This is a genomic window from Bradyrhizobium sp. HKCCYLRH3059, assembly GCF_051168035.1.
Taxonomy (GTDB): domain Bacteria; phylum Pseudomonadota; class Alphaproteobacteria; order Rhizobiales; family Xanthobacteraceae; genus Bradyrhizobium.
The window spans coordinates 504,960-522,922 of sequence record NZ_JBNPUF010000004.1 but is presented as its reverse complement, the minus strand read 5'-3'; the positions used below and the strand labels follow the sequence as shown (position 1 = coordinate 522,922).

Annotated in this window: 17 protein-coding genes and 1 pseudogene; 14 read left to right on the top strand and 4 right to left on the bottom strand. The window is 65.3% G+C overall.

Annotation, left to right across the window (positions count from 1 at the left end; translation table 11 throughout):
• Positions 1–49 precede the first annotated feature (49 nt).
• From ACQR13_RS16355 to ACQR13_RS16330, 6 genes are all read left to right on the top strand, one after another.
• Positions 50–472: a cupin domain-containing protein gene (locus ACQR13_RS16355; protein ID WP_315718509.1), complete on the top strand. Its 423-nt coding sequence runs from the start codon at positions 50–52 to the stop codon at positions 470–472.
• Between the two features lie 10 nt (positions 473–482).
• A complete protein-coding gene (locus ACQR13_RS16350) occupies positions 483–1,472 on the top strand; it encodes an NAD-dependent epimerase/dehydratase family protein (RefSeq protein ID WP_316170359.1) in 990 nt (329 codons plus the stop codon).
• Positions 1,469–2,179, top strand: a complete 711-nt coding sequence (locus tag ACQR13_RS16345; protein ID WP_315827432.1) for an SDR family oxidoreductase — start codon at positions 1,469–1,471, stop codon at positions 2,177–2,179. Before ACQR13_RS16350 ends, ACQR13_RS16345 begins: the two co-directional genes overlap by 4 nt.
• Positions 2,180–2,181: 2 nt before the next feature.
• Positions 2,182–3,879: an FAD-dependent oxidoreductase gene (locus ACQR13_RS16340; RefSeq protein ID WP_316170522.1), complete on the top strand. Its 1,698-nt coding sequence runs from the start codon at positions 2,182–2,184 to the stop codon at positions 3,877–3,879.
• 831 nt (positions 3,880–4,710) lie between these two features.
• A complete protein-coding gene (locus ACQR13_RS16335) occupies positions 4,711–5,055 on the top strand; it encodes a hypothetical protein (protein ID WP_315718526.1) in 345 nt (114 codons plus the stop codon).
• 106 nt (positions 5,056–5,161) lie between these two features.
• Positions 5,162–5,626: an RbsD/FucU family protein gene (locus tag ACQR13_RS16330; RefSeq protein WP_316202124.1), complete on the top strand. Its 465-nt coding sequence runs from the start codon at positions 5,162–5,164 to the stop codon at positions 5,624–5,626.
• Positions 5,627–5,892: 266 nt separating this feature from the next.
• Here ACQR13_RS16330 and ACQR13_RS16325 read toward each other — a convergent pair whose 3' ends face one another.
• Both ACQR13_RS16325 and ACQR13_RS16320 read right to left on the bottom strand, forming a co-directional pair.
• Entirely contained in the window at positions 5,893–6,273 is a 381-nt protein-coding gene (locus tag ACQR13_RS16325; protein WP_315718505.1) for a hypothetical protein, read from the bottom strand.
• Positions 6,274–6,851: 578 nt separating this feature from the next.
• Positions 6,852–8,057, bottom strand: a complete 1,206-nt coding sequence (locus ACQR13_RS16320) for a M20/M25/M40 family metallo-hydrolase (RefSeq protein ID WP_315749831.1) — start codon at positions 8,055–8,057, stop codon at positions 6,852–6,854.
• Between the two features lie 143 nt (positions 8,058–8,200).
• Between ACQR13_RS16320 and ACQR13_RS16315 the strand changes: the two genes are divergently transcribed.
• The 6 genes from ACQR13_RS16315 to ACQR13_RS16290 all read left to right on the top strand — a co-directional run bounded on the left by ACQR13_RS16315 (position 8,201) and on the right by ACQR13_RS16290 (position 12,830).
• Complete coding sequence (locus ACQR13_RS16315) at positions 8,201–8,959, top strand: SDR family oxidoreductase (protein ID WP_315749833.1); 759 nt, start codon at positions 8,201–8,203, stop codon at positions 8,957–8,959.
• The gene (locus ACQR13_RS16310) at positions 8,956–9,864 is read left to right on the top strand and encodes a sigma-70 family RNA polymerase sigma factor (RefSeq protein ID WP_315749835.1); all 909 of its coding nucleotides are present in this window, start codon (positions 8,956–8,958) and stop codon (positions 9,862–9,864) included. Before ACQR13_RS16315 ends, ACQR13_RS16310 begins: the two co-directional genes overlap by 4 nt.
• Before the next feature lie 81 nt (positions 9,865–9,945).
• On the top strand, positions 9,946–10,512 hold the full coding sequence (locus ACQR13_RS16305) for a cytochrome b (protein WP_315718501.1): 567 nt from the start codon (positions 9,946–9,948) through the stop codon (positions 10,510–10,512).
• 141 nt (positions 10,513–10,653) lie between these two features.
• A complete protein-coding gene (locus tag ACQR13_RS16300) occupies positions 10,654–11,058 on the top strand; it encodes an OsmC family protein (protein WP_315750037.1) in 405 nt (134 codons plus the stop codon).
• Positions 11,055–11,756: a VIT1/CCC1 transporter family protein gene (locus tag ACQR13_RS16295; protein ID WP_315749836.1), complete on the top strand. Its 702-nt coding sequence runs from the start codon at positions 11,055–11,057 to the stop codon at positions 11,754–11,756. The genes ACQR13_RS16300 and ACQR13_RS16295 overlap by 4 nt, the downstream gene beginning before the upstream one ends.
• 255 nt (positions 11,757–12,011) lie before the next feature.
• Entirely contained in the window at positions 12,012–12,830 is an 819-nt protein-coding gene (locus ACQR13_RS16290; protein ID WP_315749838.1) for an HlyD family efflux transporter periplasmic adaptor subunit, read from the top strand.
• Positions 12,831–13,756: 926 nt separating this feature from the next.
• Here ACQR13_RS16290 and ACQR13_RS16285 read toward each other — a convergent pair.
• Positions 13,757–15,337: an endonuclease/exonuclease/phosphatase family protein gene (locus tag ACQR13_RS16285; protein WP_315749839.1), complete on the bottom strand. Its 1,581-nt coding sequence runs from the start codon at positions 15,335–15,337 to the stop codon at positions 13,757–13,759.
• A 24-nt stretch (positions 15,338–15,361) separates the two neighbouring features.
• Positions 15,362–16,099, bottom strand: coding sequence for a hypothetical protein (locus tag ACQR13_RS16280; RefSeq protein WP_315749842.1), 738 nt, complete (start codon positions 16,097–16,099; stop codon positions 15,362–15,364).
• A 171-nt stretch (positions 16,100–16,270) separates the two neighbouring features.
• Here ACQR13_RS16280 and ACQR13_RS16275 point away from each other — a divergent pair, with 171 nt between their 5' ends.
• Positions 16,271–16,921, top strand: coding sequence for a hypothetical protein (locus ACQR13_RS16275; RefSeq protein WP_315749844.1), 651 nt, complete (start codon positions 16,271–16,273; stop codon positions 16,919–16,921).
• Between the two features lie 217 nt (positions 16,922–17,138).
• A pseudogene (locus tag ACQR13_RS16270) lies at positions 17,139–17,509 on the top strand (hypothetical protein).
• Positions 17,510–17,963: the final 454 nt, after the last annotated feature.

Sequence of the window (17,963 nt, the reverse complement as noted above, 5' to 3'; positions counted from 1 at the left end):
TCGGCACCGGCTGGCCGGCCCAATCTGAACCTTCCTGAGGAGATGAGACATGACCATCGTCGTTCCCGGACCGAACGCCTACGCGAATGCGGCGACAGAGAAGAAGGCGGTGACGCGCAATCTCGCCGAGATTTTCTGGACCCAGTATCCGGGCCACTATAACCAGGCGCTGTCGAAGGCGATCGTGACGCCGGACACCACCGGCAGCCGCTTCTTCGACCATCGCATCTCCTCCTACGAGCCCGGCGCGCATGTCGAGAGCCATTCCCACAAGGTGCAGGAGCAGATCTATCACGTGCTGTCGGGCGAGGGCATCCTGATCCTCGACGGCGAGCGCCGGTTGGTCCGTGCCAATGACGTCACCTACATTCCGCCGGGCGTGGTGCACGAATTCCACTGCACCGGCAACGACCCGCTGCTGTTCCTCGTGATCACCAGCCCGCCGACCGATGAGGAGCCGGCGCCGCGGTGAGGGGCCGGGCATGACCACGAGCAAGACCATTCTGGTCACGGGCGCCTGCGGCTGGCTCGGCTCGGCGATCGTGCAGGCGCTGCTCGCCCGCGGCGATCGCGTCGTCGCCATCGACCTGATGGTCTCGCCGGCCATGGCCGCACTCGCCTCGCAACAACAGCTGCTCGTCACCGCGACGATCGATCTCGGCGAATGGCATGAGGTGTTGCGGGCGTTCCAGACATTTCGTCCCGACGCCGTCATCCACGCCGCCGCGGTGGTCGGCGTGGTTCAGGCCGCGGATATCCCGCTGAAGGCGCTGCGGGTCAATGTCGAGGGCGCGATCAACCTGTTCGAGGCGATGCGGCTCTCCGGCGTCAGGCGCGTCGTGCAGATCTCGACCGAGGAGACCTATGGCGACTTCCAATCCGCCGTGATCGACGAGGAGCACCCACAGAAGCCGGCCAGCGTCTACGGCGTGACCAAGCTCGCAGCCGAGCACTATGGCCGCGTCTATTCGCGCGATCACGGCCTCGAATGCATCAATGTGCGGACCTGCTGGGTCTACGGACCGCATCTGCCGCGCCTGCGCATGCCGCGCACCTTCATCGAGGCCGCGTTGCGCGGCGAGCCATTTCATCAAGAGGACGGCGGCAATCTCGCGGTCGATCAGGTCTATATCGACGATACCGTGGCCGGCGTGCTGCTCGCGCTCGACAAGCCGCATCACAGCTTCGACGCCTACAATGTCGCGACCGGAGTGGCTCCGACGCTGCGCGACACGGCCGACGCCGTCAATCGCGCCATTCCCGGTGCGAGGATCACGGTCGGCGACACCGGTCCCTATCATCATGGCGGCCGCGTGCTGAGCGCCGTCAAGGGCGCGCTCGACATCGGCCGCGCCAAGGCGGAGCTCGGCTACCAGCCGCGCTACGATCTGCAAAAAGGCATCGAGGCGACGATCGAAGCGACGCGGGCCGCGATGGCGAAGACACCATCTGCATCAGGGAATCGAAAATGACCACCTCTTCTCCGATCGTTCTCATCTTCGGCGGCTCCCGCGGCATCGGCGCCGCTTGCGCGCAGGCGTTTGCCGTCGCCGGCTGGCAGGTGGCCTCGACCTACGCCACCAGCCCGTCGGACGGAGGGCCCGGCAGGCAATATAAGGTCGACATCCGCGATGCCGCGTCGGTCGTGCAGGTCTTCGCGCAAGTTGCCGCCGACTTCGGTGGTGCGCCGCAGGCCGTCATTGCCAACGCCGGCATCAACGTGCCGGCAGGTCCGCTGGCGAGCTTCAGGCCGGAGGACTTCCGGCTGCTGATGGAGGTCAACGTCGTAGGTGCCTTCAACGTGCTGGCGGAGGCAGCGCGGCGCGTGCGCGACGGCGGCGCCATCGTCGCGATCACGACGTCGCTGGTCCGCCACGCGGTGCCGGGCACCGGGCCCTATGCGGCGACCAAGGCAGCGGTCGAAAGCCTGGTGCGGTCGATGGCGAAGGAGCTCTCGGCGCGCGGTGTTCGCGTCAATGCGGTGGCGCCCGGTCCCGTCGACACCGAACTTTTCAATGCCGGCAAGACCGAGGAGGCCAAGCAGCGCATGGCGGCGTTGAGCCCGTTCAATCGCATCGGCAAGCCGGGCGAGATTGCGGAGGTGGTGCGCTTCCTGGCCTCCGGCGAGGCCTCCTGGATCCAGGGACAGATCGTGCAGCCCAATGGCGGCATGGTGTGAGCATGACGGCGGCGGCGCACGCCGGCGAGACGTTCGATGTCGTGGTCGTCGGAGCCGGCGCGGGCGGCATGACGGCGGCGACGATCGCGGCTGCTGACGGCTGCTCGGTGCTGCTGCTGGAGCAGGCCGAATTTATCGGCGGCACCACCGCCATCTCCGGCGGCATGGTCTGGATTCCTGCCAATCACAAGGCGGCCGCGGAGGGGCGGGCGGATACGCTGGAGGCGGCGCGCACGTATTTGGCCCGGACCGTGCCGGGGCAGGACCGCACGCGGCTCGAGACGTTCCTTGCATTCGGCGACGAAGCTTTGCGCGATCTCGAGGCCCGCACTGCGCTGCGGCTGCAGCCGGTGCCGACCTATCCGGATTATTATCCCGACCTGCCAGGTGCCACCGCGGGAGGCAGGGTGCTGGAGCCGCTGCCATTCGATGCGCGCGGCCTCGGCGACGCCTTTGCGCTGCTGCGCGATCCGCTGCCGGAGTTCATGCTGTTCGGCGGCATGATGATCAGCCGCCAGGATATCCCGCATCTGCGCCGTGCCGGCCGATCGTTGCGCTCGGCTCTGCATGCGGCCAGGTTGATCGCGCGCTATGGCCTGCAACGGCTCACGGCGCGGCGCGGCACGACGCTTTATCTCGGCAACGCGCTGGCGGCGCGGCTGCTGCGCTCGGCACTCGATCGTGGCGTCGTGATACGCACCGGCACCTCCGCCCAGCAGCTTGAGGCCGACGCGCAGGGCAGGGTCTCGAGGCTCGAAATTGTCGATCGCTCCGGCCGCTCCTGGATCACCGCAAGGCGCGGCGTGGTGCTCGCGACCGGCGGGCTGTCGCATGATGCCGAGCTGCGCCGCTGCTATGTGCCGCAGGGCGCCGGCCTGCTGTCGGTCACCGTTGACCCCGGCGCTGCACCACGCGGTGCGCGGCTGGCCATGGCCCTGGGCGCGTGCCTGTCGGCACCGACGAAAGCGGGCGCGTTCTGGGTGCCGGCTTCGACCTTCACACGGGCCGACGGCAGAAGCGGCGTCTTCCCGCACACGGTCACCGACCGCGCCAAACCCGGCCTGATCGCGGTCGATGGCACCGGCCGCCGCTTCGTCAACGAGGCGGTGTCCTACCACGAGTTCGTGCGCGCGCAGCTCGATCACGCTGCGGCCATTCCCGCCTGGCTGATCTGCGATCGCCGCTTCCTGTGGAGATACGGCCTCGGCAAGATCAAGCCGTTCACGCGCAGTGTCGCTGACGACGTCGCCGCGGGCTATCTCAAGCGTGCCGACAGCCTGGACGCGCTCGCGGAGACGATCGGCGTCCCCGCGCAGGCGCTGACTGCGACCGTCAACCAGTTCAACGCCGGTGCGGTGCGCGGCGAAGATCCCGCCTTCGGCCGCGGCGGCGACATCTATCAGCGTGCGCTCGGCGACGCCGATCGGCATCCCAATCCCTGCGTCGCGCCGATCCTGGAGCCGCCTTTCCATGCCGTCCCGGTCTATCCGGCCGATCTCGGCATGTCCGCGGGCCTCGTCACCGATGCGCGCGGGCGGGTGTTGCGCGCGGATGGCTCACCCATTCCTGGCCTGTTCGCCTGCGGCAACGACATGGCCTCGATCATGGAAGGGGCCTATCCCGGGCCCGGCATCACGTTGGGTCCGGCGCTGGTCTTCGGCTGGCTCGCGGGCAGGAACGTCGCCGGCGCGAACGTTTGAGGGCTCTCATGCTCGTGAGCTCGCTCCAGGCATGGCTCGATGTGACCTCTCGGAGCCTGGAGGCATGAGAACGACTTGGTCACACTTCGCGGCTTGTGAAAGTCGGCCACGGGTTGTTGCCTGAAGTGGGGACGCGGCAGTGGTTAGGAGAACTGTTGTCGTTGTCCAGGGTGGGGTGGCCTTCCCCACCCGCCGCCCGGCCGACGCACGCAAATGGCTCGCTAGTGGAGTCGCGCCGCTTCGGATCCCCGCCGGCTCGCTACTATATCGCGTGCAACACGGGATCAACTTGGGAAGTTTGCAATTGACGAACGGCTCGGGCCGCCGCGAGTAGCGGACGGTGCTCGTGTTTGGGCAACTCGAGATGATATGGTTGCGCGTCCCCGTAACGAGGCGCCTTGAGCATCACGCGCCTCTGCGGCCTTTTCCTGATATCGCCTGGCCGACGCGCTGCTTTCGTAGTTGAATTGTCGTTTCCGCTCAGCTCTCATTCATGAGCTGCTGGCACCAAGGTCAGAAGTTGCTCATTGCCGTGTAGGCAATAGCAGCCGATGGTTGCCGAACGGGCGCTCGGCATGAGCCGCCCATCCGCCGTGTGGAAATTCCGGGTACGACAATCCGGAGTTGCCGGCTTTGTTCCGGGCCTGCGGCCGCGGCCCTGGAGGAGCGTCCGCGTGCGTCGGGACCTGTTGTGCGCGGTGAAGTCAGGCCGTGGATGGTTGCCGGTGGGATGGCGGCGTCGTACGCTCGCGCGCCACGTGACAGGTGGCATGATCGGGGACCGGGTCGTTTCAGGATGAGGCGCTGATGGCGCGGAGGGCAGCTCGCGTGATGGATGAGGACGACCCGAGCGGAGAGATATCCCGGATCGAGGCGCGGATCGACGAGCTTGCCGAGATGGCGGAGCGGTGCCGAAAGATCATCCTGGCCTCGAAAATCGCGATAGCGGGCGGCGCCGCATTGCTGCTCGGCGCGGTGCTGGGCCTGCTCGGATCCGATGCGGTCGCGCTCCTCGGCGCCATTGCGGCGCTGCTCGGCGGCATCGTGTCGCTCGGATCGAATGTCAGCACGTTGCGACAGACAATGGCGGCGATGGCCGCCGCTGAAAGGCTGCGCTCGGACCTGATCGGCAGCATCGATCTTCGCCTGGTCGGCGAAAGGCGAGGGAGCGTGTAGTTCGCGATGGGATGATGGCGTGACGCGCTCCAGGTGTTGGCAGCAGTTGCCCTTGGCCGATGGCCCGGCGACCTGGTCCGTTCGATGAAAATGACAGGGAGACCACATGCTCAAGGGGATCGATCCACTGCTCAATGCCGACGTGCTCCATGCGCTCCGCGCGATGGGGCATGGCGACCGTCTCGTGATCTGCGACACCAATTTTCCGGCGGATGCGATCGCGCGGCAGACAGTGTTCGGCGGGCTGCTGCGCATCGATAATGTCAGCGCGGCGCGCGCGGTCCAGGCCGTGCTGTCGGTGCTGCCGCTCGACAGCTTCATCGACGATGCCGCCGTGCGGATGGAGGTCGTGGGCAGTCCTGCGGAGGTGACGCCGGTGCAGCAGGAGGTGCAGGCGGTGATCGACCGCGCCGAGGGCAGGTCGTGGCCGCTGGTCGGCGTCGAGCGCTTCGCATTCTATGAGATGGCCAGATCAGCCTATTGCGTGATCGCCACCGGCGAGCGCCGGTTCTACGGCTGCTTCATCTTCAGCAAGGGAGTCATCCCGCCGGATGTCGCATCGGGATCATGATGCCGGCTGGCGCGCGCATTTGGGCAGCGGTGCGCATGCCGGCAAGGGTATCGCGATCGGTCATCCGCCTCGCGTTCGACGCGTAGCGCCCGCCGCGGCTCAAATGGGCTTCGGGGAAGCGACCCGGCGAGAGATCGGTCCCGCATGTCGCTGCGCTCATGGCATGTTACGGGACTGATCCCGACGGCAGAGAATCGAGTCCAGCGCCGGGCGAGCGCCGCGAGACCTCGCCCGATGCCGCGTGGAGGTTTCAATTGGACGCGGTCTCAGCGGCAATTCCAGGTCGTGCCCTGCGCGCAGACCGCGTTCGGGCTGTCGCCGCCATAGACCTGATAGGGGTATTCGCCCTTGCGGTAATAGCCATAGGCGTGGGGGTTCACGCCGTAGTAGGACGGAGCCGCGTAATAGGCCGGGCCGTCATAGACCGGGCCATCGTAATAATCGTAGGCGTCGCGGCTTGCGGCGATCGCAAGACCGGTGCCGATGGCACCCGCCGCAAGCGCCGCGCCGATCGCAGCGCCGCCGCCGCCGCCGTGCCAGCGCCCATTTCGCGCGTCGGCACTGGTCGGGGTGAAGGCGCCGATCGCGAGTGCAGTCAATGAAGCAATTGCGGCCGTGCGGCCGAGCAGAGCTAGTTTGGTCGACATGTCAGGCCTCCAGTGAAGTGCGCCGTGATTGGCTGATGTCTCCGGTGTCCGGCTCTGCCGAGAACTGTGACGAACGTCAGAGCCGTACAATGCCGGCAAACGGATGATCGATTGCGGTTCTGGACCTGACCTCGCCGAGGAGTTGGCGACGGTCCAACGCGAATGGCAGGTCCATCGCACTAGAACCGCCGTCCCGCTTTGGAGTTCCGGCCCCGCCCGAACTTCCATGCGATCGGACAGGGGCCGCTGGGCACGCAGAGGAGGAATGGCTCGTGCTTTGCCGACCCGGCAGCCCGGTGCCGGAGCCAACTCATCACTGTGACGGTGCATTCCAATCACTGAAGACGTTTGAAGGGCGTCGATGAGACTGGCCGCCGTGACCCGACGAGCTCGCGCCATCCCGAGCTGCACGACGGGCAATCTCTGCCTGGGTGACATCCGCCGCGGGAGCGCGACGTCATGGCCTCGCTGTTCGACCTGTTCGGAACATGCGCGTTTGCTGGCGAGCCCGTCATCACGACGTTGCGCGGGAGCAAGGAGATTGCAGCCATCCAAGTGCGTGTCCGGATGGCGTCGTCTCACCCCATCGTCGCCAGCCTGACCGCCAGCGCACACGCCCGATCGTATTCGTCCAGGTTGATCCATTCGTCAATCGTGTGCGGCTCGTTCTGGCCGGTGCCGAAGGTCACGGTGGGGATGCCGTGGCGGACCATCCAGTTGGCGTCGAGGCCGCCATTGCCGGCGCGCAGGGTCGGCGCGGCGCCGATGTCGGAAACGGCAGCCATGGCGCGCTTGACGACGGGAAGGGTCTCCTTCATCCGGAACGGATGATAGTCGGTCTCGGCCTTGAACTTGACGCGGCCGGACTTGCCTTCGCTGTTGGTGACCTGCTTGGCCGCCTTCTCGAAAGCCGCCTTGTAGGCCTTGGTGATCTCGCGGATGAATTTGGCATCGTGGCTGCGGCATTCGCCGCGGACGTGGACGTAGTCGGTGACGACGTTGGTGGCGTCGCCCGCGGGGCGGCCTTCGCCGCCGGTGACCGGACCGACATTGCTGGTGCCAAGCCTCGCGTCCTTGCCCTTGCCCTTCACCACCTTGCCGAACCAGCCGCCGGCTTTCACCTCGGCGAGCGCGAGCGCCAGGATCATGGTGGCGCTGATGCCGCGCTCAGGCGCGACGCCGGCATGCGAGGCGCGGCCGAAGATCTCGACCTCCCAGCGGTCGGCGCCGACAGCGCCGATCGTGACGGCGGAGGCCGAGCTGCCGTCGAAGTTGAACGCCATCTCGGGCGCGCCGAGGTCGTCGGTGTTGACGTGCCGCGCGCCATAGAGCCCGCTCTCCTCGCGCACGCAGAACAGCAGCGTGATCGGCGGATGATCGAGCTTCTGCCGGATTAGCTCGGCCGCGAGCGTGACGAGAATGCCGCAGCCGCAGCGATTGTCGCCGCCGAGCGCGGTCCTGGCCTGGTTGACGATCTTGCGACCGGAGATCTTCGGCTGCGCGCCGGCGCACAGTGGCACCGTGTCCATGTGGGTCATGAACATGATCCGCGGCTGATTGTGCTGGCTGCCGCGGCCAGGCAGCTCGACGATCAGGTTGCCGGTCTCGGTCGGCAGCGGAATGCGCGTATTGGCATCGTCGAGCCGCATCGCCTTGGCCGGCACGCCGGCCTGCTTCAGCGCCGCCATGATCTCGCGCCCGATCGCCTTTTCCTGTCCGGTCACGCCCTGGACGGCGAGAAAACGCATCAGACGATCGGTGGCGGCGGTGGTGTCGACGGACATGAAGCGATTCCCGTGATGAACGATGTGCCCGGAGCATCCAGCCGGGCGGCCGGTTGCGCAAGGGGGCTCGCATTGGTTTCGCCGCCTGACTCTTTTCCGATGCCTCGATCGTTTTCATGTCATCTGGACATTGGAGCATCATCATGAGCCTGAAAGACAAGACGATCGTCGTGACCGGCGGAAGCCGCGGCCTTGGCTTGGGAGTCGTGGAGGCCCTCGTCGATCGCGGCGCCAAGGTGACCGTCGTCGCGCGCGGAACCGAGGCGCTGAACGCGATTGCTGCGCGCCTGGGTGTGGCCACGATCGCGGCCGACGTCACCGACGAGGCCGCTGCGCATCGCATCGTCGGCGATATCAGCCCCGACATCCTGATCTTGAACGCCGGCACAACGCCGCACATGGACCGGCTGGATCGGCTGACCTGGAGGGATTTCTCGGTTGCCTGGGAAACGGACGTCAAGGCGGGCTTGTACTGGATCCAGGCGGCGCTCAAGCTCCCCCTGAAACCAGGAAGCCGCGTCCTGGTCGGATCGAGCGGCGCGGCGGTGGGCGGTTCGCAGATGTCAGGCGGCTACGGCGGCGCCAAGCGCATGCTCTGGTTCATGGCGAAATACGCCAACGGCGTGTCGCAGGACGACAGGCTCGGCATCCGCTTCCAGGCGATCGTGCCGCGTATGATGATCCTCGGCACGGGAGTGGGGGATACGGCCGCGGGTGCTTATGCCGGGTCCATGGGCATTGCGCCGGAAGCGTTCGTTGCCCGCTTCGGCGCGCCGATGCCGCCACGGGCGTTCGGCGATCGTGTGGTCGCAGTGCTGGAGGACCCGCGGTTCGTCGACGGCGTCGTGTTCGGTCTCAACGGAGATTCCGGCGTGACGGTGATGGAAGGAGCGGCAGCTTGAGCGACGGCGGACATGCTTCGCGCGGCGCGCGCAGCGCCGAGCTCGTGGCCCTCGCAGAGCAGCTGCGGCCCGAGCTGCATCGTTATTGCGCGCGCCTGATGGGCTCTGTGATCGACGGCGAGGACGTCGTGCAGGACACCCTGACAAAAGCGCTCGTCGCGGTGGACGAGATGCGCGACGTCGTGATGCTGCGCGCCTGGCTGTTCCGGGTCGCGCATAACCGGGCGCTGGACCTGCTGCGCAGCCGTGCGATCCGGGCCGCCGAACCGATGGAGGCGGCTGACGGTGTCGCCGACGACACCGTGCCGGATGCCGTGGAGGCGATGATGCGCGACGAGGCGATCCGGACCGCGGTGTCGCGCTTCACGGAGCTTCCGATCCCTCAGCGGAGTGTCCTCGTTCTGAAGGATGTGCTCGATGAGTCGCTCGCCGACATCGCGGCGCTGCTCGACCTGACGGTGGACTCGGTGAAGGCGCATCTCGCCCGCGCCCGGGCGCGGCTCTCCGAGATCAACGCTGTGGCCGAGGCGCGGCCGGCGGCGAGACCCGCCTCCGATGCGGCGACACGCTATGTGAGCCTGTTCAACCGGCGTGATTGGGACGGCCTGCGCGCGCTGCTGGCACACGACGTCAAACTGCACCAGTCCACTCATCCCGTCCGTGTCGGCCCGGCCGATGTCGGGATGTTCTTCAGCATTTACGCCGGGATGGACGGCGTCTGGCTGGCGCCGGCCTGGCTCGAGGGCCGGGAAGTGATCGCCGTGTTCGAACGCCAGGGCGATCCGCGGCCCAGCTACGTCATGTGGCTGAGCTGGCGCGACGGCAAGATCAGCTTCATCCGCGACTACCGCTACGTCCGCTATGTCATCGCCGATGCAGAGCTGGCACTCGCCCCGCCGTCCTGAGCACCCAGACCGGCAAGGGCTTGATCCACATCAACGAGGGACGGTCGCGCCAGGAGCATCTTTTGATCAAAGAGGTCTGAGATGCAGCTCTTCAACTCGACGAGGGACTACGGGGCGATTCCGCAGACGCTGCATTGGCTGACGGTCGTTCTCGTGGCCGTCGCCTGGGCGCTTGGGGTCTTCGGTGACGTGCTGCCCAAGGGCGCGCCGCGCGAGTCCGGCCTGCTCGTCCATGTCACGGCTGGGATCGCGATCCTCATGCTTCTGGCGGTGCGCCTGGCTTGGCGGCTGGCCGATCCTTCTCCGCCGCCCGAAGCGACCGAATTCGCCACATGGATGGGAAAGTGGCAGGATCCGGCCGCGCGTTTCGCGCACTACGTTCTCTATGCGCTGCTCTTTGCCGTGCCCGTCGTTGGCATCGTGTTGCAGTTTGCGCGCGGTGATTCCTTGCCGCTGTTTGGCATTGCCGAGATCGCGTCGCCCTGGCCCAAGGACCGCGCGTTTGCTCACAACGTCAAGGAAGTGCATGAAATTCTCGCCCACGCCCTCGTCATCGTGGCCGCAATGCATGCGGCCGCCGCGCTGATCCATCACTGGATCTTCCGGGATCGGACGCTGCTTCGCATGCTGCCTCACTCGGACGACTAGGGAAGGCGACACGCCTGTCGGAAACCATGGATTGCGCCGGTCGCTTCCGCCGCCGTAACCGGACGGTCGCGATCCGATCGATCACTCCGCTCATGGTTCGGATTGCCAACCCCAAGGACACGCGGCCCGGAGACTCCCCCAATGCTAGAGTATCGCGTCAACGCCCGACGGATCGATGCGCATGAAAGCGTGGCTGACTGCAAGGATGCGACCGTGGTGCTCGACACCGATGTCCAGGGACGGCGGGATGCGTTCAACCCGGCCGAGCTTCTTCTCGCCGCGGTTGCCGCCTGCATGATCAAGGGAATCGAACGCGTGACGCCGATGCTCAAGTTCCATATTCGTGGCGTCGAGGTGCGACTGATCGGCTTCCGTCAGGACAGCCCGCCGATGATGGCGTCGATCGATTACGAGCTGATCGTCGACACCGACGAAGACGACCGCCGGCTCGAGCTGCTTCATCAGAATGTCAGGAAGTATGGAACGATTTCCAACACCGTGGCGGCCGCCACGAAGTTGCAAGGCGTGATCAGGAGAAAGACATGAGCCGCCTTCACGTCCACCCCGAAAGCCATCTGGTGGCGCGGATCGGATGGCTCAGAGCGGCCGTTCTGGGAGCCAATGACGGCATCATTTCGACTGCGAGCCTGATCGTCGGTGTTGCTGCGGCAGCAGCGACACGAAACGACGTCCTGATCGCAGGCGTGGCGGGATTGGTCGCCGGAGCGATGTCGATGGCCGCCGGTGAATATGTCTCCGTCAGCTCGCAGTCGGATACGGAGCAGGCCGACCTGGCCCGGGAACGCAAGGAGCTGAGCGACAACCCCGCATTCGAACGCGACGAGCTTGCCGAAATCTACGTCAAGCGAGGTCTGGATCAATCCCTTGCGCGGCAGGTGGCCGAGCAGTTGATGGCGAAAGACGCACTGACGGCTCATGCCCGCGACGAATTGGGAATCTCGGAGATCACCGCAGCGCGGCCGATCCAGGCTGCCCTGACCTCGGCCATGATGTTTTCGGTGGGGGGCGCCATGCCCTTGCTGATGGTCGTCGTGTCGCCCGCCAATTTGCTGGTCCCGATCGTCTCCGCGGCTTCTCTCGCCTTTCTCGCGGTGCTGGGAGCGATCGGCGCAAAGGCAGGCGGGGCCAACATTCCGCGCGCCACCTTTCGCGTGACGTTCTGGGGGGCCTTCGCCCTGGGTCTCACCGCAGGCATCGGAAGGCTGTTTGGGGCCGTTGTTTGAAGCGCTGGCAAAGCTTGCGCGACGGTCAACGGCGTTACCCCCGTCTCGTGTCGAGGCTGCGGCGGTGTCGCGGTGTCGTCGACACGGGCATTATTTCGAGAAATTGAAGACCCAATTCGGTCCAGGCGCCATTATCAACCGGCCCGCGAGCCGCCACATCTCGCGTCACGGGCATTCGATGGGTGCGACCCTGACGTCAACAGGATGCCGCCGAGGCGGCAACGCGCCCCATGCCGTGGTCGTGAGGAGCGAGTGGTGGACGGACAGCAAGCGCCGGGTGGATCCCGGCCGGTCATTCTGCATCAGGAGCGTCCCCCAGCGGAGCCGCGCGCCGGGGCGTCCGCAGGACGTGCGCTGTGGTTGCTCGCCGCGCTCAGCCTGATGTTCGGAATGCTGGTCGCGGTGCCGTGGATGGTCGAGTATGTGACCGTGGGCCAATATCTGGTTCACACCGATGACGCCTATGTCAGTATGAACGAGATCCCGGTCAGGTCGGCGGTGTCCGGCCTGGTCAGGGACCTGCTCGTGACCGACAATCAGGAGATCGCTGCGGGACAGGTTCTCGCGCGGATCGAGCACCGGGACGAGCGCGCTTCGACGGTCGCGCTGAACGACGTCATCGCTCCCGTCGCCGGCGTCGTGGCTGCAAGCGGTCTCCATGTCGGCGACGCCGTGACGACAGATCGGTCGTTGATGGCGGTGGTCACGCCAGGCGAGCCCCACGTCATCGCAGCTCTCGCGGTTTCCGAGATCACCTATGTCGCGATCGGACAGGCGGTCACGATCGACGTGCCGGGCCTGCCCGTCCGGCTCTATGGACATGTCGCGGATGCTGAGTGGATCGGCGCGGCGTCCGGCTCGCCAACCGGCGAAGCGCGGATCGCGCTGAAGATCAGCCTGCTGAAGGCGGCCATGCCCGCCGGATTGCGATCGGGCATGGCTGTCGGCGCGACGATCCTGACCGGCCTGACCGGGACGGAGCGGATGGTCTCGCAGATCCTGCGGGAGAGGGCGCAGAGGACCTGCCACTGCGAGCAGGATCTCCAGCCCGCGTCGGTGCAGCGGCGCATCTGACCACGGCCATCCCTGCGCGACGGGCAATCCGTGCATGCCTCTCATGCCTGAACTGCCCGTCGTGCCAGTTTGTCGCGGACTCATCACTTGCACCGTCGGGCAAATCACCTCCACATTTCCTGTTATCCCGGCTCGCTGAAGAGGGACGTTTCGCGATCGTCACGAGCGTCGAGCCGGAAGATGCGATGGGCGCGTTGCTCCGCAGCCGGGTGTCACAGCCCGCGCCGACGAACGGAGCGATGCGACGGCGAAGTGGTGTGGTCCAGGCATCGCGGTGCTGATGCCAAGCCGGCGGTGATGATGATCCGCCGGCGACGGGGGCAAGACAGCCGATCCCCGGGGAGAGCGCCTATAAGTCGTCAAACCGTCGCGCAGGGAAGGCCGGATATTGGGCTGAACCTGTGGTTCTGCCGCGTGCTTTTTGCTGCACGCGGACCGCGGGTATCAGCTGATACCCGGTCCTCCCTGCGTCTCTTCTTCGGAGGAAGAGGTTCACTCAAGATGACAACTCGGGCGGATGCCGCCGCGAGATGGCTCAGCCTTGCCTGCTGTTTGAAACGTACAACACGCGGTCGTGCGATGTCCCGCACAAAGTGGGCAGTCGCAAGGTGATCTGCGGCCCTATCTCGACGTGATCGAGAGCGTCTTCTTCACCGGCGGCCTGTCGGTGACGATCAAGTCGCACCACGAGGTCGGCGGTCTGCCGGCGCGCATGAACATGAAGCTGGCCGAACCCTTATGCTCAGCGGTCGGCGAGAGGTTGGTGATGCTAATCGCCTACCGTTTACCAGGTCGAGTGCCAAGACGCCTCAACTTGGCATCCCCGCCGACAAGCGCTGCGCAGACGGCCAAGTCGGCATTGTCGACGATGAGTGACCCATTCTGTGACTCCGAGCCTCTGCCGCGCTTCTTGAACGCCCGGAGCTCTAGTGCCTTGAGCTGGCGAACAAAGTCGCCTCCAGTCCGATGTGGTTCGAAAGGTAGTCCTGCGGGCCGGGGGTGACGACCCAGCGAATGCGTGACTTGAAAGCACGCCGGCGCACACGTGAGACGTCGAGATTGAAGCCGTGAAATGCAGTCGCACGTTCCATGAACAGGTAGTCGATCCTCGATCCGGTGGGATTCGCGTCGTCTGGCTGCATGTCGTCGCAGTAATAATCGACATCATCTGACATCGTCGGCGTGGCAACGGCCGGATCGTAGGCTTGCCGATATGCCTCGCTGGCGCGATAGACCTTACAGTTGGTATTGAAGTCGTTGTAGATCGGCTCGTCGCCCTCGCCGTGACGGTCGGTCAAACCGTCGCTTTTCATCGTATCGTACGGGACGCTCCACAGGTCATAGAAGCCGGCCTGCTCCATCGCCGCGACCAGGTTGTGGTATTCGTCGGTATCAGCACCGATGTTGAAATCTCCTGCGACAATGGCCACGTTGGATGGAAGGTGCGTCGCCTTGATGAAGGCAATCAACTCATCAATCTGCCTGCGCCTGACGTCGATCTTCTCCGCGTCAGTTGGGCCGGGCGGCAGAAGGCCGCCATCGCCGGCATAAACATGCGTCGAATAGAGCTCGATCGCACCGAAGCCGACCGGGATACGCGTGAGTTGCACCCCTTTGTTCGCCCATTTGTCAGAATCGAACATGTAGCCCATCTCGCATCCGCCGGGCATCACTCGCGACACGCCGTCCGCGGCATAGACATGCCCGCCGCCATTCTCGATCGTCCGCGTCGGGCTGAGGACGAGGATCCCGCTCTGCAGTTGCTTGTAGGCGAGGGAGCCGGTCGGTCCGTCGACATGCTGCGCGGTGCCATGTGCCAGGATCGTATCCCGCGTATCCTGGTCCCAAGCCTCGACCAGCGATACGAGGTCGTAGGCGAACACCCTCCGGCCGATTTCGCCGGCGCGCTCGGGGATGACCGGCTTCTCCATGACACTCACTTCGAACACGCCAAGCACCGGCGCGACCAACTGCATCAGCACCTCGAATACGACCTCCTCGGGGATCGAGAAGAGGCTTATCAGCCAGTCGAGGTCGGAACTGAGATTTTCGATGATGTATCCGCCGAGCGAGAGGCTGTTGCCCACCAGCTTGCAGGCATCGTTCAGCGGGTTGGCGGAAACGCCGCAGACTTCCACGATCGGCGGGAAGATGCGGTCGCAGACATCTCCGATGTCGGCCCCGATCATCTCCAGTGCCTTGCCGATGAACTCAGCCGATGAGACCCCAAGACAAGCCGCGAAGTGGCCCACCCCTCCGGCAGCGGCGACGATCTCCTTCAATCCGATCTTCGCGCGCAGGCACCAGATGTTGTAGTGGAGGAATGAAATTCGTGTCGTGGAGGGGCCCGACAGGCGCCAAGCCGCCTCGGCGAACGAAGCCGTCGGCAGGGTCGTTCCCGGTGCCGCTCCGGGGTAGCGCAGCCTGGACAACAGGCTGTGCATCGACTGCGGCGGGTAAAGTGCGTCGGCCTGCTGCGCGAGCTGATTGAACGACGTGGTGGGCATGCGCGCGTCCTCCTGACTGGTGAATCAGCTTGCCTGGAAGCGGTAGGCGAGCGTCGGCCACGACAGCCAGCGTTCCGGCGCCCGTCTGACTTCCTGTTCGATCTTCTGGTTCACCCAGGCAGCGAGATCCTCCGGCTGCTTGCCGGCGGTGGGCAGCGTCGCCACCACTTCCACGCGGCTGTCCCTGGGCGCTATCAGCGCCAGCGTGTAGCCGTTGCGGATCGCAAGCCTCAGAATGGCGGCCGGAGTCTTGGCGGGGCGCCCGAAGAATGGGCTGCGGATGAACTCGGTGCCCGGATGAATATTGTCCATCATCGCGAACACGTTGCGGCCTTCGCGCATGTACGCGGCGAGCGCCTCCGCACCGCCTGCGGCCCGGAAGTTCAGTGTGGTGCCTGCGTCCTTCAACTCGGAGAGCCAGGGAGCATCATTCGATACCAGAACGATCACATGCTTTTTGTCCGCAGTGCCGAGCAGGCTAGCGAGCTCCGGGAAGTACCATCCGACAATCAGCAGCTTCCCCGATGCCGGCAGGTTCAGATCGATCTGCCGCGTCTTCCATGCACTTAGATTGCTCATGGCCTCGAGCCAAGCCCGCTGATGAGCCGAGCTGAAATCGGCGCGGGCTCGAACGTGGGGCGTGGGGAGCAGCTTGCCTGCCCAGGCGAAGGCATGGTCCGCGCAGGCCGGAACCGACCTCTCGACTGCGTCGACCTTCAATCCGTGAATGCCGCTCAGGACGGTGTGCAGATCATTGGGCATTTCAAGACCCCGCCAGTTCCCATGTTCTGAGCGCGGCCTGGCGCGCGCCAGAACATCCTACTTCGTAGTTAACGGTCGCAGGCGCCAGCCGATGGAGCGTTGACGTGAATCAAACTGCGGCGGCCGAGTTGACGATATTTTAAGTTACATCTTCAGCGGGAGGCGGCGAACATGACGAGCGACATCAAACTCACCGACACGTCGGTCATCCTGGAAGGATCAACGACTGTGCTGCAGAGCGGCAATGTCAGGGTTCCCGTCGACGCGCAGGGCTATCCCGGCATGCTCAGAATCGAGTTTGACGGCGCGGCGGCCCACGCGGGACGTCTCTTGCTAGCCCCGGCTTGGTTGGGGCGAGCGATAATGGCATGCAACGTCGAGACCGTGCAGCTCCAGAGCCCGAAAGTGCCTCCGGCGGCGCGCGCGGCGCTCTCTCACTCCCAGGCTGACGAACTTGTTCTCAACGATGGCAAGCATTACGCCGGGGGCGTTTCGATTCACGGTGCGGCGAAACTCGAAGACGTGACCGTTAAAGGCGCCGCGCGGTTCGAGAAAACCGTTACCGCTCCAGACGGAATTGTCGCGGGTGGCGTTACGATCGCAGTCCCCGCACCGCCCGCATTGCAACCGGGTCTATCAGTTGCGAGCTCCCGCACCAGCATGGAGATCAGCTCGTCGACCATTCGTGTGACAACGAGCCATGTCGGGATGATGGGGCATCAACCCGCGCCGGACGTCCTTGACCTGGTCGCGGAGATCCGCAGCCTTCGCGACCGGGTGGCCGCGCTGGAGAAGAAAGCCGGGGTTCCCGTGCCGGCCTAGTTTCGAGAGGCTCCTCGGCTTGGTCGCGCCGTAACAAAGCCAGATGCCATGCGTTGGTGTGATCCAAGGCCTGTAATATCTCAGATGATCGCGAGCTTCATCAAGGTCGATGCCTCACGGCCGCAAACCATCTCTTGGATTGTCCAACCAATGGCCGTACGTTGGTGGGCGGGGACGGAATTAGCCCAAAGCAACACCGTGGAGAACAGTTGGTCTGATGGATGAGGACGACCCGAGCGATCAATCTCCCTCATCGAGGCGCGGATCGAACAGCTGGCCGACGCGGCCGAGCGGTGTCGAAAGATCATCATGGCCTCGAAGATCGTGATATCCGGCTGCGCCGCGTTGCTGCTCGGGGCGGTGCTGGGCCTGCTGGGGTCCAATGCGGTCGTCGTCCTCGGGACGATTGCCGCGGTGCTCGGCGGCATCGTTTCGCTCGGATCGAACGTCAGCACCTTGCGACAGACCATGGCGGCGACGGCCGCCGCTGAAACGTTGCGCTCGGACCTGATTGGCAGCATCGATCTTCCGGCCCCGCCCGAACTTCCATGCGGTCGGACCAGTGCCGCCGGGCACGCGGAGAAGTAGAATGGCTCGTGCTTTGCCGACCCGGCAGCTCGGTGCCGGAGCCAAGCTCATCACTGTGACGGTGCATTCCAATCACTGAAGACGTTTGAAGGCGTCGATGGGACCGGCTGCTGTGACCCGACGAACTCGCGCCATCCCGAGCTGCACGACGGGCAATCTCTGCATGGCGCGTATGCGCCAACTGCCCGTCGTGCCAGTTTGTCGCAAACTCATCACTTGCACCGTCGGGCAAATCACATCCACATTTCCTGTTATCCCGGCTCGCTGAAGAGGGACGTTTCGCGATCGTCACGAGCGTCGAGCCGGGGAGGCGACGGGCGCGTTGCTCCGCAGCCGGGTGTCAAAGCCCGCGCCGACGAACGGAGCGATGCGACGGCGAAGTGGTGTGGTCCTGGCATCGCGGTGCTGATGCCAAACCGGCGGTGATGATGATCCGCCGGCGACGGGGGCAAGA